This is a genomic window from Pseudomaricurvus alcaniphilus, from assembly GCF_011440395.1.
Taxonomy (GTDB): Bacteria; Pseudomonadota; Gammaproteobacteria; order Pseudomonadales; family Cellvibrionaceae; genus Pseudomaricurvus; species Pseudomaricurvus alcaniphilus.
On record NZ_JAAOIX010000013.1, the window covers coordinates 1 to 13562 of the forward strand.

General features: G+C 52.9%; 14 protein-coding genes. 7 read left to right on the forward strand and 7 right to left on the reverse strand.

Annotation, left to right across the window (positions count from 1 at the left end; all coding sequences use genetic code 11):
- Positions 1-394: 394 nt before the first annotated feature.
- The 3 genes from G8764_RS20100 to G8764_RS23095 form a co-directional block, all read right to left on the reverse strand.
- A complete protein-coding gene (locus tag G8764_RS20100) occupies positions 395-1885 on the reverse strand; it encodes an ISNCY family transposase (RefSeq protein ID WP_166167354.1) in 1491 nt (496 codons plus the stop codon).
- 360 nt (positions 1886-2245) lie between these two features.
- Positions 2246-3796: a relaxase/mobilization nuclease domain-containing protein gene (locus tag G8764_RS20105; protein WP_166167357.1), complete on the reverse strand. Its 1551-nt coding sequence runs from the start codon at positions 3794-3796 to the stop codon at positions 2246-2248.
- Between the two features lie 34 nt (positions 3797-3830).
- Positions 3831-4154, reverse strand: a complete 324-nt coding sequence (locus G8764_RS23095) for a plasmid mobilization protein (protein WP_166167360.1) — start codon at positions 4152-4154, stop codon at positions 3831-3833.
- A gap of 427 nt (positions 4155-4581) precedes the next feature.
- Between G8764_RS23095 and G8764_RS20115 the strand changes: the two genes are divergently transcribed.
- The 3 genes from G8764_RS20115 (at position 4582) to G8764_RS20125 (ending at position 5969) form a co-directional block, all read left to right on the forward strand.
- Entirely contained in the window at positions 4582-5085 is a 504-nt protein-coding gene (locus G8764_RS20115) for a hypothetical protein (RefSeq protein ID WP_166167363.1), read from the forward strand.
- A 236-nt stretch (positions 5086-5321) separates the two neighbouring features.
- Complete coding sequence (locus G8764_RS23100) at positions 5322-5486, forward strand: MbcA/ParS/Xre antitoxin family protein (protein WP_166167366.1); 165 nt, start codon at positions 5322-5324, stop codon at positions 5484-5486.
- A 144-nt stretch (positions 5487-5630) separates the two neighbouring features.
- Positions 5631-5969, forward strand: a complete 339-nt coding sequence (locus G8764_RS20125) for a hypothetical protein (protein ID WP_166167369.1) — start codon at positions 5631-5633, stop codon at positions 5967-5969.
- A gap of 208 nt (positions 5970-6177) precedes the next feature.
- Here the strand turns inward: G8764_RS20125 and G8764_RS20130 are convergent, their stop codons facing one another.
- Positions 6178-6549, reverse strand: a complete 372-nt coding sequence (locus G8764_RS20130; RefSeq protein ID WP_166167371.1) for a hypothetical protein — start codon at positions 6547-6549, stop codon at positions 6178-6180.
- Positions 6550-6704: 155 nt separating this feature from the next.
- Complete coding sequence (locus G8764_RS20135) at positions 6705-7181, reverse strand: hypothetical protein (RefSeq protein WP_166167374.1); 477 nt, start codon at positions 7179-7181, stop codon at positions 6705-6707.
- A 78-nt stretch (positions 7182-7259) separates the two neighbouring features.
- Here G8764_RS20135 and G8764_RS20140 point away from each other — a divergent pair, with 78 nt between their 5' ends.
- From G8764_RS20140 to G8764_RS20150, 3 genes are all read left to right on the forward strand, one after another.
- On the forward strand, positions 7260-7478 hold the full coding sequence (locus G8764_RS20140) for a helix-turn-helix domain-containing protein (protein WP_166167377.1): 219 nt from the start codon (positions 7260-7262) through the stop codon (positions 7476-7478).
- A 1077-nt stretch (positions 7479-8555) separates the two neighbouring features.
- Complete coding sequence (locus G8764_RS20145; protein ID WP_166167380.1) at positions 8556-9086, forward strand: hypothetical protein; 531 nt, start codon at positions 8556-8558, stop codon at positions 9084-9086.
- A gap of 65 nt (positions 9087-9151) precedes the next feature.
- The gene (locus G8764_RS20150; RefSeq protein WP_166167383.1) at positions 9152-9610 is read left to right on the forward strand and encodes an RDD family protein; all 459 of its coding nucleotides are present in this window, start codon (positions 9152-9154) and stop codon (positions 9608-9610) included.
- A gap of 51 nt (positions 9611-9661) precedes the next feature.
- Here G8764_RS20150 and lptG read toward each other — a convergent pair whose 3' ends face one another.
- Positions 9662-10723, reverse strand: a complete 1062-nt coding sequence (gene lptG, locus G8764_RS20155; RefSeq protein WP_166167386.1) for an LPS export ABC transporter permease LptG — start codon at positions 10721-10723, stop codon at positions 9662-9664.
- Positions 10716-11849, reverse strand: coding sequence for an LPS export ABC transporter permease LptF (gene lptF, locus G8764_RS20160; protein ID WP_166167389.1), 1134 nt, complete (start codon positions 11847-11849; stop codon positions 10716-10718). Before lptF ends, lptG begins: the two co-directional genes overlap by 8 nt.
- A gap of 179 nt (positions 11850-12028) precedes the next feature.
- On the opposite strand from lptF, the gene G8764_RS20165 reads away from it, so the two are divergent.
- Positions 12029-13519, forward strand: coding sequence for a leucyl aminopeptidase (locus tag G8764_RS20165; RefSeq protein ID WP_166167392.1), 1491 nt, complete (start codon positions 12029-12031; stop codon positions 13517-13519).
- Positions 13520-13562 lie beyond the last annotated feature (43 nt).

The following is a 13562-nucleotide window of genomic DNA, read 5'->3' on the forward strand; positions in this document are numbered from 1 at the left end:
TCTTAAACATCTTTTGACGTATAAAACGATCAGTACTGTGCCTCGGGCACACGGACAACTAACCCATCTAGCTGCTCTGTAACGCTGACCTGACACCCAAGGCGACTGGTCGGCCCTGGCTCAACCACGCAATCCAACATGTCACGCTCAAGGTCAGACGGCAGCCCTACCTTTTCCATCCACCCTTCCGCTATATAGTGCCTGACCGAAAACCCTGAAAATTTCGCCATGGCTCCCGTAATTTTTGATACGGCAGTCATCGGCGGGCTCAACAGGCCAGCTCTGGCGCATTTTACGTGCAATAATTGGTTAAAATTTAACCAATTCTCGGGCTCAACCCGAATTGTGCGCATACTCCCGCCGTGGTTTTTTCTTAATATTCGTTTGCCAGTTGTTAAGAAGCGGACTTCATTTTTTTTCTGCGTTGTCGCTCTTGCTTCTTCGCTTCTTCCCGATCTCGCTTCTGCAGATCTGCACCGAGTTTCTGTAAATTCCTGGCTAAAATAGCCATCGCCGTGTAGCGCTTAAACCCCTCAATACCGCGATCTGGGCACCTGTCCAATCCGTGAACCTCCAGCGCATTGATTGCAGATTCTACAGCGGAGTGTTTGCGGCGTGCGGCCACAAACTCTTCAGCTTGCTCTCGTTCCTGATCACTTTTACCCCGCTTCCCTTTTTTTGGTAGGACCACCATATTTAACAGCTCCGCTAGTTGATTTTGATTGGCTGGCGAGTGATAGCCTTTGTCAAAGCTACAGACGTTGAAATTGGAAAAACGTGCTTGCGTCTCTTGCACGGCGCTCACAGCGACTTGATTATCGCTTTGATTTTCCATCACCTGATGGTGCAACAGGTACCCATACTGATCTTCGACGATATTTACCTTAAGGCCCAGTTCTACCGGAACGCCTGCTTTACCTTTACTAATCCATTCCGTGTGTTCCTCGAATAGGGAGAACACTTTCTCCTCGTGCGGTATGCATTCTCCTGCAATGACGCGTCGTCGTATTTGATCTATTTGCCGCTCGCCATGCACAATGAACCTCTTAATTTCTTCGACCAAGGATTCCGAGTACACATCGAGTATTGTGGGCAGGCACTTGAATGTAAATTTCGCTTTACTGATCAGCTCTTCCGACCGAGTGAGGTAGGCTGTATGTGCATCTTTAATAGCGTCTTTTTGCTGTTCCCGCTTCTTCCCACACTTTGATGTCGAGTGCTTGATTTTTTGCGCTTTTCGATACAGTTTATTGATCTGCCGTTGCTGATAGTCGTGTTGCCGCCAATCTGACAAACAGTGTCGTTCACTCAGGCGACTAGAGAGCCGGATAATGACTCTGATCGCATCGGATAACAAATTGATATCGGTTGGGTAGTGGACGTCTGTCTCTACCACAAAGGAGTCACAACGCCCCCTCAGTGGCGACTCTTCTCCCACCAATTCTCGGTGAGCATGCTTCACAACGATCTGATTGATTTTATCCAGCACAGCGGGCGTTAGCAGGCTGACGTTATCTTTTATGCACTGTAGGCTGTATCGAAGATCTTCGTCTCGAATGCCGTGACCGAGCATCTGGCGGAGGCTCACATGGTTGTTCGCCAGTTCGTGGACACGATCATAGTCACAGTTTAAATTTAGCCGTAGCATACCCAGCACTAAGATATTCCACAGTGACATGCCGGGACGACCAGTTGCCTTGTCGATCTTCTCAGGGGCCACCGATTCCAGTAATTGAAATACCGCAGTCCTGGCCGGAACATCTGTGTACAGATTCTGTAAGCCGCGAAGCAATTGGGGAATATCATCGCGTGATTGCGGGTCGAAATGAATGTTGCCGATTTCAACTTCCCCAAGCTGGCATTGAAGGGGTTGTACGTGACGCATTTTTTTATTTTTCCTGTCGAAGTTTCCGCACAAACTTTGAATTTATCGGCTATGTTACCTGATCTCTCTGCTAAAATGGGAAAATTTCGATCCGAGATTTGTGATTTTATTCAAAAATTTCAACACCTTACAATTTTCGGTCAGGCACTAGGTACCTGACGGACCATGAAGAGGATGTGGTCGTGGGGTGGTGGTGGTGTCCGTCCATGGGCCTTCCGGTGGCATACAGGTCGATGATCCCTGAACTTTAGCGCCATTGCGGCCCATATTCAACTTTACGGGCCAAACTGCTCCCAGAGATCCTACGCGCGGATCCTGCGGGGCGACAAGGGCGTGTATTCCGTGAATTTGTTAGCAGCGTTACATTGAAGGTTCAGCTCCCGTTTTGCGCCGGGCAATCCTTTCGCGGGCCACCTCGAAATACGCTTTCGCTTTCCCCAAAGCCTCCTCATCGCTGCCGTCAAACTTCAGCTGCGCAATCCTCCGGATGGTGGATTGATCGGCTTCTGAGTAGCTAGCGAGCTTCTCGTTCGATTCGGCTCTGGGGGCGTCAGGTCCCCGTCCCGGGGTGTCTGGCCTATTACTTCCAACCCCAACGCCCTCCCCCCTGGGCTTTTCCGGCTGCGCCACGCCAGCAGCCGGCGCCACAACAACCGGCAAATTGTATTCAGTGGCAAACTCCGCAACAAGCTCCTGAAAGCGCTTAGGCCCCTTTACACGGATGCCCCGCCAACCCAGCGCATGAGCGCGCTCCACCATGGCTTTGACGGCCTTTCTATTGCGGCCATAATTTGTGGTGATTTTCTGAGGCTGTGTTCGCTTTTCCTTGAAGGCTACCCGTTGGGACGAGCGCCATTTAAAGGTAATGCCCTCGTCGTAAGGGGATGCCGTGAAGGCTTCAGCCAGCGGCTTTTTTAGCAGTTTGTGGATGCTTGTGCTGGCGGGCGTGTTCTTCATTGGCGTCATTGGCGTCAAATCTGCCGGACCATCCTCCTTATCAAACGCCAGTTTTAAGCTATACAGTAACGGCTTAAAAGCCTCGGTATAACCCGCAGCTTTCTTGATTCCTCCCCAACTGTATCTTTTACCCAAATCTGACCCGGAAAAATATTCACCCTGGTGCTCAAAGCTAATACCACGTATTGGTGCATTTTCCTTTCTTAGGTTAATGACGGGAAATACGCCGGCAGTCATAATCCCATCCAGGAACAAATCAAAATCGCCCCCGCAGGTGTCAATGACACGGTCAATAATTTCTCGCACCTGGAACTTATGTGAATCAACTTTGGCGTATTTCTTCAGTTGACGCTCACCCTTTGTTAACCGAGGCACTGCGGGTTCGTCGTCACTCTTGCATTCAATGCTTCGTCCTTTCACTGGAACTAAACCATACTGCTTTTCCAACTTTATAACCGCTTGGTTCCAGACCCGGTCGTCTTGCCTTAGGTTGAACACACGACCACTACTATTAACTGTACTAGCCAGAAAATGAACATGGGTGTGCTTTTCATCAACATGAACGGAAAAAAGGCAAAACCTCTCTTCCAGAGGCCCCATCACTTTCGCGACTGCTTGCTTTGTATATTGCAGCGCTTGAAGTGGCGTAATGAGGTCATCAGGATGAAAGCTAACCACCCGATCAATACAGATTTCTGCTGGTGATTTTTTCTCACCACGAAACTGATCAGTCCAGCGGTACATTTCTGCGGCGGCATCTTCTGCGTAGCGCTCGGAGCAATCACCATGAAGGAAGGGTAAAAAGTTTGTGCTCTCTACTAGCGCGACGCGCTCAGTGAAGTTATAGCCCTGTCGTTTTGGGTCACTATCCACCAGGTAACGAATCTTATTGATAAGGAATTCAGTTGCCGAGAACTTTACCTTGCCCGAGCATGCACCCCTGCTATTTCTCATGCCCGTACGTTGGACTAACATATCGGTGCACAAACTACCGAAAGCATCTGCGCAGCAACTTAAGTTCGTACGCAAGCTCCATCAGCGCAGGTATTGATAACGGATCTCCACAGTTAGCACTATACGCGAGTTGATTGACGTTGTTCCCGATTCTAGCAATCTGATTCAGCATTTCTAAATCCGCTCGTGCCGGCGGAGGACTGATATGGCGCTCAAGTCCAGCGCGTATTAAGAATTCAGATAAAGATAGGTTAGCTGCTCTGGCCTTAGCCTTGAGTGCACACTTATCGCGATCGGTAATACGGAAATTAATACGAGACAACCTAAGCGCGGCGGCGCTGCTATTCGAGTCGTACATGGCGACCCCCTTTTCTATTTATTATTGTTATGGTTTTTTTGATTCCAAACTACGATGACACATTGTGTCATAACAGCCCACCGCAGGTGCGAGGACGTCTCGAAGAGATGAGCAACAGAGGCCGAAGGCCAACAGCGCTCACCCACCGGGCTGCAATGTACGTACATTGCCCTTCCTCGCGACTGCCGTTTTTGGAATCAAACAAGGTTATATTGACACAACCCATATCGTCGTGCAACACTTTATCTTCGTAACCTACTGATTTATATAATTATTTTTATAACTTTACTTGAACGCAACGTCAAGGTAAGTCACTGGAAACGTGAAATAGAGTACAGAAAAGCAGTAACACAACTGAACCGGTAACTGGTCTCAAGTTACCGATCACTTACTGGCAGTACCATAATAACAATAAGAGGATTACTACATGAATAGCGAAGACAGTAAAACGTTTATCGTGGTTCGGCGAACCGGGAAGGCAATCCAGATTCGTCGCAACGGCTACAAGCAGAAATCGGTAAAACTTATAACGATTACAGATGTGCCAAGCCAACTGGATGCCGTAGCGCCGCTACTGCAGAATGATGTCGAGCGGCATAAATGGCAAGTGGAACGCCGGAAGATTTTGCAAGCTGAAAAGAACACTCGGATTAAGTCCTTGATTGACGATGGGCTGGACAAACAGTTACTTGGCGTTTATGAGGCGCTTCTGACACTCCAAGCTCGGGACCCTACGGGGAAAAATCCAGACAATCAAAATATGGCCATCAACATCTGGCTGATCTGGGGGCTCATACGGCAGGTTGTGTCCTCCAAGAGCGCCTGGCACGTTCAGGACAAGGACGCTCGCGCCTTACTGCTGAATGATGAGTCCAATACGAAAAATGTTCTACGCACGCTGGCCGCACGCGGTCTCAAAATACATCCTTAAGCAAAATAGGTTCTACATGTGTAACCTGTAACCCCACCCCTGGCCAGTCACTGCCCAATTCCTTTCGGTTGTGGCATACTGGCTATACCACCAAGCTCTCGACCTTGAAACCCAGAACTGATTGCCGAACGAAAAGGCCAAAAGCAACTTTTGCATAGCTCGTCTTATTTGAAACGGGACAGGGACCATGCCTACAGCGCCTGGACAAAACGCTCTACTTGAAGAGGTCCGCGGATATGCGGTTTCTGTTTTTGAAGACCCCGAGAAGGCAGAAGCTCTGGATCAACGCGAACCTTCCAATTCTGGGCGGCCAGAAGCCAATTGAGCTCTTGCACAACAGCGCTGGCGTAAGCCTGGTCATGCAACTACTGAGAAAAATTCGCGACGGCGAATTCAGTTAACCACAAAAGTGTTTTTTTCGATCCTGAACGCATCACAGCTGATGCTGCATACTCTTCCAAATCTTCCAAAAATCTACGCGTTAAATTTCCAAAAACAGGTATAATTGAAAACTGTAACCCCTCCTTTCTTGCAGGCAGCTTACTATGACGACAGCTTATGAAGGCAATTTATTCGGCTGGTTTGAAACGGGACTCGAAGGGTTCGTTTGGGCATTGGATCGCGACAACTTCGAAGGCTATGACGCCCTGGTCATCCTGGAAGCAGGAGATAAACTGACGATTTTTAACAAAGACGGTGAGCCAGTTTATACAGGTGTGATAGAACCCGACTGCGATATCGGCCTAAAGGAAAGGCCGACAGGGCACAAGCAGCCTTCGGCGCTTGGGTGCTGGATTCATTGGACGCAGAAGGGATTCGCCGCGGATGATTGGGCGAATTTTTTCATAAGTGAAAAATTTCGAGGCCGGATCGAGCGAGCCTGATAGCTCAGTCACTCAAAATAAATCTGCTGCACACATCAAAGATAATGCTCGTAAGTAGAACCACTTTACCAAGCCTGACTTTATTTTGACGCTTTTTTTCGTAGTGTCCGCTAAAAAGTGACCACCCGATCAATTGACAACCATTGGAAATTTATTAACCAATAGAAAACTAAACCATCTGAAACACGGCGTTGTCGATTACAATTTTTTAGCTTGAAGAGCCATATGGATGGATGATCTCGCCGGCATGCCTTGGGCTAGTTATAAACAACTTGGTACCGGCAAATATAATTCCCCGTTCATTCAACTCCGGCTCGGTTAGCAGATCCAGGATGCTCTTTCCGTCAAGAATCTTGCGCCGAATTTCGTCGCTGTAGTCAACGAGCGCGTAGTGATTCCATGCCCCCCTTATACTGTGTAGCTTCGATAGTCGATCCGATTCTTCTTTCGACGGCACCCGCTTACCATCAACCCAGGACTCTATATCGGCAAAACTATCTACACGGCATATTTGAGCTAACTCTTCGTCAGTAAGGCAAAAAGTTCCGCGCAAACCCGCAATCAATCCTGCCACTTCCATACACCCACCCCACAAATGATCGACTGTACAGATTACGAATTAGGTTTGATTCAACGCCGATGAAACCACTACATGCACCAACTGGATTTTATAAAACGTGTTCAGCTTTCTAAAGCTTGAACCAAAAAATCTCTTGCTTGTGAACGACATTTCCTTCAAAGATTGAACATTATTTCCAGCACTCTACGAGCGCTCTCACGTGAAGTTTTCGGCCTGCCTCTGGTTTTTCTTCTGGTGCTCCGCTGAACAGAAGATTCGGTGTTGAACGGTATGTAAGGCTCCAGAATCCAGCTCAGCTCCAACTCGCTTCGAAGATATTTTTCTGGCACCAGTACGTACCTGTATTTTTCTTCGATGCCATCCGGGCTATCTGCGTGCGTTCCGAGTATGCAAACATTATGCTCTCTCGCCCTATCCAGGCACGAAAATAACTCGCCGTTGCTCAGCGGTGCAACACGTTCCAGCCTCACCGCTTCGCTGTCGCCACCGATGTCGACAACTTCAAACTTAGTGGGATAACCAAAAACAGTAAGCTTGCTGCCCCGCCGTTGCGTTCCCGTTCGCTTGAACAGGTAAAATTTTTCGGTAACCATCACATAAATTCCGAACTGAATGCCGGTAAAAACAATCAACAGCTGTAAATAATGCGTCTTATAAGACGTGTACCTAAAGGTACCATGAATTCATTCTTGTGCGAAAGAGGCACAAGAATGAAAGATGAAGAAATATTGAAAAACCTGGGGGCCTGCATACGCAGAAAAAGGAAGGAAGCCGGGTTTACGCAGGAGGAGTTTGCCCATGCGGCCGGCTTCGAGCGGGCGTACTACGGCAGGGTCGAGCGCGGCACCCAAAACCTGACCATATTGAACCTGTTCAAGATTGCCAGCGCCCTCAATTGTAATGCGTCGGATTTGATCGAAGGACTGTAGTGCAGTGGCGCCGGATAAAACCAGGGCAAAAAAATGCCCCGCAAGTGCGAGGCATTTTAAATGGTACCAGAGGCCGGACTCGAACCGGCACGCTTTTAAGGGCGGGGGATTTTGACATTTATCCGTCCACTTTCGTGGCGGCCAGACTATCTCATCACCCTAATAGCTTAGGGGCTGGACGCTGTTTCACTTAGGCATTACCTCTAAGCTACTTCCTGTTATTAAGCCTTTTCGCAAAAGCCCAGGTAGTCGTTGAACCTTCCGTCTCTGACGGCTTGGCTGCTGATTAGCATAGGCATGTGCCCGTAGCCTTCCAGCAATTCATCCAGTTTTTCTCACCCTCGATCGCTCGAGGGGGGGACTCAGTTTTTTAAAGACACTGGCTGTTACGCTAATCCCCTGTGTCTACCAATTTCACCACTCTGGCTTTAAATCTGTAACTCTCAATCAATGAGCTGGCCTGGCTGTTTTTCTAACCTGGCAGCTCATATAGTATAGCTTAAATATACACACCTATACTATTTATAAACTTCAATAAAAATACAATTTTTCTGTTCTAAATCAACCAGTTACATGGTTTTTAAGCGTAAACACCTTGAATTTTGAATCCCCTGTGTCTACCAATTTCACCACTCTGGCAATAATCTGTTCAATCTCGGAGTGCGGCGCTTACCAACTTCACCAATCTGGTGAGGGACGCCGTTTCGGGGCACTCCCAAAACAGGCGGCGATTATAACAGGGCCGCTGCACCGGTCAACCTTGCGGGAAAATAAATCTGCAACCGCCCCCCTCGGATTAAGGTTCGCCAGCTAAGAACATTTTCAAATATGAAGACAAAGCCGAAACAACCAAAGGCGATAAAAACCCTTGCAGCGGCTTAGTTATAAGGCCGGCGTAATTAATCCCTAACCGGCTGTCGCTTGTGAGTTCTAGAGAGCCCGCGTCCGGATCGGCAGCGGCGTGAAAATGGCGCGAATAACTTCTTTTTCAATGCCTAGGAAGCCTGATTAAAAGTGTTACCCAGCTCACTGAAAGCGGGCAAAATAAGCCTATACTCTGGCTCAGGGGTATCGCTTATGGCTCGATTCAGCAGTTGGTTCAGACCTGTTTCCTTTGGCGCTTGCACCAGGTTGTTATGCGCCCTGGCGCTCTGCTCTACCACCTCTCCCCTGGCTCTGGCGCAATCGGCGGCCGGCAACCAGTCAGGCGGCCTGATCTTCCCCAGCCTGAAGAATTACTACAACCCCCTCAAACACGGCTCCGAGAGAAAAACCAGCGGTTACTCCAGCCAGCTTATGGATAACGAGACCCTGTTGCGCTCAGCACAGCAGCTTCGTTCTGACACCATGACCCAGGAGCAACGGGCCCTCAACCACCAGTGGCTGGTACAGGGTACCGACGACAGCGCCGTAGTGGGCAGCAAGGTGTTTTCTACCTTGATGAAGATGGGCTTCAAGACCTACTGGGAAGGCAACCGGGTCCAATTTGGCGGCGACAACCGGGTGCTGCCCAACGACGATGGCGACGGCAGAATCACCGACGACATGGACTACAAGGTGCGTTTCTCCGGCGACAAGATCAAACTCAGCCTGGAGTACGAGTTCTAGTAGTATTTTTGCTGCGCTGCCTGTTTTGCTACAATGCCCGCCGCTGTATCTCCGGGCCTCTCATCATGCACAACCAATCCTACCCTTCCGCCGGTCTCCTGCGCCGTCTCGCCGCCATGGGCTATGACAGTCTGGTGATCATGTCGCTGGCCATGCTCTACGGCGGCGTGTTTCTTGCGATTAAATACTGGGCCCTGCAAACCGAGCTCCCTGCGGGCGAAAAAGCCAGCATGGGCACTGCCGGGTTTGTCGGCCTGTTGCTGCTGATTGAGATGTTTTACTGGTACTTCTGGTGCAAGGACGGGCAGACCCTCGGCATGCGCGCCTGGCGCCTGCGTGTGCGCGGCAGCGACGGCGGCCCGATTCGCCTCGAAGCAGCGGTGTTGCGCGGTCTCTGCGCGCCGCTCAGCCTGGCCCTTGCCGGCCTGGGATACTTCTGGTGCCTGTGGGACAAGCAAGGTAAAACCTGGCACGACCGGCTCAGCGGCACTGAGGTGGTGGTGCTACCGAAAATTAAAAAATAGCCTGATGACCTGGAGGCGCGACCGGCCAGCCGCGCAGCCCTGGCGCCGGCATCACTTGGCCCGGCGCAGCAATACTATGCCGATCAGCAGGCAGATCCCGATCGGTACCAGCACCGCCACCAGCGGTGGAAAGCCGTACACCAGGCTGGCTGGCCCGAGCATATCCTGGGATGTCTGGAACACAATACCCACAATAACCCCGGTAAACACCCGGAACCCCATGGTCACTTCCCGCAGCGGACCAAACACGAAGGAAACCGCGATCAACACCAGGCTCAGGGTCGCCAGTGGCTGCAACAACTTCTTCCAGAACGACAGGCGATAGTTGCTGTTCTCCTGGCCCTGCTGTTGCAGGTAGAGCGAGTAAGAGCGCAGGTCACGGATGGAGAGTGAATCCGGCTCCAGCACCAGCACCGTGAGAATTTGCGGCGACAACTCCGTATTCCAGCGGCGCCAGTAGAACTTGCGCTTGGTGATGGAGTCCTCGGTCAACTTCGATTCCTGCACCCCCTCTTCGCGCCAGTGGGTGCCCTGGTATATGGCCGACTGGGCGAAGCTGGTGGCAATCAGCTTGCCCTGCTGGTCAAACTTGAAGCGCGTAACACCGTACAGGCGGCCATTGGGCAAGACCGCGTTGAAGTGCATAAACTCCCGCCCCTCCCGACTCCAGAGGCCGTGCCGGGACTCCAGCGCCTTGCTATCCCCCTGGGCGATGGCCCGGCGGCTGTCCGCCAGCTGGCCGGTCACCGGCGTCACAAACTCCCCCAATGCCACGCCCAGCAGAATAAACAGCAGCGCCGGCTTCAATACCGCCCAGGTAATCTGGGCAACCGAAACACCGGCTGCGCGCATCACCACCAGCTCACTGGAACTGGCCAGCACACCGAGGCCTACCAGCGCCCCCACCAGGGCGGAAAAGGGGATATTGCGATAAATACGCTCCGGCAGGGTCATGCCAACGTAGATCATCGCTTCGGTGAAATCGTAGGCGCCCTTCAGCTCACCCAACTGGTCGACCAGGGCCGAGATTGCATCCAGGGCGACAATGACCAGCAGCACCACCAGCACCGCCCCGACCACGGTGCGACTGATATAAGCATTGATTCTACGCATTGGCTCGGCCCCTTTTACGACGCTGGCTGTTGAAGCTGCGGCGCAGTATCGGCCAGACGAAGAGCGTCAGGGCCACCAGTAAAAACGCCCCGTGCACAGCCCAGATTGTGCGCCAGGGGGAGGCGCCGCCCTCTTCCACTGCGCCCCGCGCAGCGTTGAGGCAGACGAGATAAATGATGTAGAGCAGAATCGACGGAATCATCTGCACGTAGCGCCCCTGGCGCGGATTGGTTTTACTGAGGGGCACCGCCAGCAGCGTCACCACTACCACCAGCACCGGCAGGGAAATACGCCAGTGCAGCGCGGCGATGTCTTCACTGCGGCTGGAGCCCAGCAGCTCCCGGGTGGGGCGCGAGTCCGACTTGCCTTTATTGCGGCTGTCGTCTTCGGCCGCCGGCAGCAGCTGCCAGTAGTATTCGAAATCTATGACCTGGTAATTGGCCTCACCGGGGTTGCCGATATAGCGCGAGCCGTTGCGCAACTTCAGGTAGCGCTGGCCGCTGTCCGGGTCTATGACCTGCTCGCCGTGCTCGGCCACCATAATACCCAGCCCTTCGCGCTGGTCGGTGCCCTCGCTGCCACCGCTGCCCATTTCGGCAATAAACACACCCTGCATGCTCTTGCGGTCATCGCTCAGGTTTTCAGCGTAAGTCACCGCATCGCCGTCGGCCGATGCCTGGAACCTGGCGGGCACCATATGATCAAACTGGCTGCGATTTTTCTGTGCCTTAAAGACCGACTCTGCCTTGGAGATACCACTCGGGCTCACCACCAGCGCCAGCAGCGCCACCAGCAGCGCGACTATGCCCGCCGGAAAAAAGCTGTAGCTGAGCAGGCGTCGCTGGCTCAAGCCGCAGGCGGTCATAACCGTTAACTCACTGTCGGTATAGAGGCGCCCATAGGCCAACAGGAAACCGATAAACAGGCCCAGCGGCAAGATCAACTCGAGGAACCCGGGCAGGCGAAACGCCATAATGGCCAGCAGCGCATCGGCTTGCAGTTTGCCCGAGGCAGCATCGGCGAGATACTTCACAAAGCGGCCGCTCATAATGATCAGCAACAGCGCAGCGCTCACGGCGATCATGCTGGTCAGGACCTCGCGGCCCAGGTATCGAAAAATTATCACTCGTTATTTCACCCGGGGAATTGGTTCCAATCGGGGCTTGGCGTACACTGTCTCGGGACAGCGTAACCGGTCAAGGCCACAGTGGCGGGCATTATCCCGTAAACCACCGGCTTTGTCTCGGTCGGATCTGGTTCACGACCACGCAAACACTTTTGTTTAAACCGTTACGGAGAAGCTCAATGATATTTCAGGCAAAAACCACCTCATTTTTGACCCAGCGTAGCGACTGCCTGGTAGTGCCCGTGCGCACCGCTGGCAAACTCGACGGCGCCGCGGCCGAGCTGGATAAAGCCTGTAGCGGTTTGCTCAAAGGCCTGCTCAGTGACGGCGATCTGGGTGACAAGCTGGGCTCCACCCTGTTTATCAGGAACCCGGCCGGGCTGGCCGCCAAACGGCTGCTGCTGGTCAGCGCCGGCAAAAACAGCGCCGACCTCAGCGCCGACCAGTTCAGCACCCTGCTCACCAAGGTAGCCAGCGCCGTTACCCAGACCAAAGCCAAAGATGTCGCCCTGTGTTTGCAGGAACTGCAAGTAACCGATCGCGACGAAGCCTGGAAGGCCCAGCAAGTCGCGAAATTGCTCAGCGACGCCTGCTACCGCTTTAACCAGCTCAAGAGCGAAAAGGGCCCGGCCGTCAGCCTGAAGAAAGCCCTGTACCTGCTGGCCGACAAAAACCCCACCGTCGCCGCCATCAACAAGGCCATGGCCACCGGCGCCGCGATTGCCGCAGGCATGGCGCTGGCCAAGGATCTCGGCAACCTGCCCGGCAATGTTTGCACGCCGCGCTACCTGACCAGTGAAGCCAAAAAGCTGGCCCGTGGCCAGGCCAAAATGACCGCCAAAGCCCTCAACGAAAAGCAGATGCGCGAACTGGGCATGGGCTCACTGCTGTCGGTGTCCGCCGGCAGCGATGAAGAGGCGCAACTGATTGTGATGGAATACAACGGCGGCAAAAAGACCGACAAGCCGGTGGTGCTGGTGGGCAAGGGCATCACCTTTGACACCGGCGGCATCAGCCTGAAGCCCGGCGCCGCCATGGATGAAATGAAATACGATATGTGCGGTGCTGCCAGCGTGCTGGGGGTAATGAAGACGGTTTTGGAGCTGGGGCTGCCCATCAACCTGGTGGGTATTGTCGCCGCCGCTGAAAACATGCCCAGTGGTCGCGCCACCAAGCCTGGCGATATCGTCACCTCCATGTCTGGCCAGACCATCGAAGTGCTCAATACCGACGCCGAGGGGCGCCTGGTGCTGTGCGATGCCCTGACCTACGCCGAGCGCTTCAAGCCGAAAGCGGTAATTGATATCGCCACCCTCACCGGTGCGGTGGTGGTCGCGCTTGGCAAACACGCCAGTGGCCTGTTCTCCAGCAATGACAGCCTGGCACAGCAACTGCTGGATGCCGGCCAGGAGACTGGCGACAAAGCCTGGCGCATGCCCCTCTGGGAGGACTACCAGGAACTGCTCGACAGCAACTTTGCTGACATGGCCAACATTGGCGGTCCCACTGCCGGCAGCATTACCGCCGCCTGTTTCCTGTCCCGCTACACCAAGGCCTATGACTGGGCCCACCTGGATATCGCCGGCACCGCCTGGGTTAGTGGCAGCGCCAAGGGGGCCACCGGCCGGCCGGTGCCCTTGTTGGTGCAGTACTTGATGAAGCAGCTGTAAAAGCAGCTGTAAACCCGCACCCGAGCAAGCCGCCGCGCAACCC

Excerpts from the sequence above, each read along its gene's own strand:
- G8764_RS20100 (WP_166167354.1), bottom strand. The coding sequence starts at position 1,885 with ATGCGTCACGTACAACCCCTTCAATGCCAGCTTGGGGAAGTTGAAATC.
- G8764_RS20105 (WP_166167357.1), bottom strand. The coding sequence starts at position 3,796 with ATGAGAAATAGCAGGGGTGCATGCTCGGGCAAGGTAAAGTTCTCGGCA.
- G8764_RS23095 (WP_166167360.1), bottom strand. The coding sequence starts at position 4,154 with ATGTACGACTCGAATAGCAGCGCCGCCGCGCTTAGGTTGTCTCGTATT.
- G8764_RS20115 (WP_166167363.1), top strand. The coding sequence starts at position 4,582 with ATGAATAGCGAAGACAGTAAAACGTTTATCGTGGTTCGGCGAACCGGG.
- G8764_RS23100 (WP_166167366.1), top strand. The coding sequence starts at position 5,322 with ATGCGGTTTCTGTTTTTGAAGACCCCGAGAAGGCAGAAGCTCTGGATC.
- G8764_RS20125 (WP_166167369.1), top strand. The coding sequence starts at position 5,631 with ATGACGACAGCTTATGAAGGCAATTTATTCGGCTGGTTTGAAACGGGA.
- G8764_RS20130 (WP_166167371.1), bottom strand. The coding sequence starts at position 6,549 with ATGGAAGTGGCAGGATTGATTGCGGGTTTGCGCGGAACTTTTTGCCTT.
- G8764_RS20140 (WP_166167377.1), top strand. The coding sequence starts at position 7,260 with ATGAAAGATGAAGAAATATTGAAAAACCTGGGGGCCTGCATACGCAGA.
- G8764_RS20145 (WP_166167380.1), top strand. The coding sequence starts at position 8,556 with ATGGCTCGATTCAGCAGTTGGTTCAGACCTGTTTCCTTTGGCGCTTGC.
- G8764_RS20150 (WP_166167383.1), top strand. The coding sequence starts at position 9,152 with ATGCACAACCAATCCTACCCTTCCGCCGGTCTCCTGCGCCGTCTCGCC.
- lptG (WP_166167386.1), bottom strand. The coding sequence starts at position 10,723 with ATGCGTAGAATCAATGCTTATATCAGTCGCACCGTGGTCGGGGCGGTG.
- G8764_RS20165 (WP_166167392.1), top strand. The coding sequence starts at position 12,029 with ATGATATTTCAGGCAAAAACCACCTCATTTTTGACCCAGCGTAGCGAC.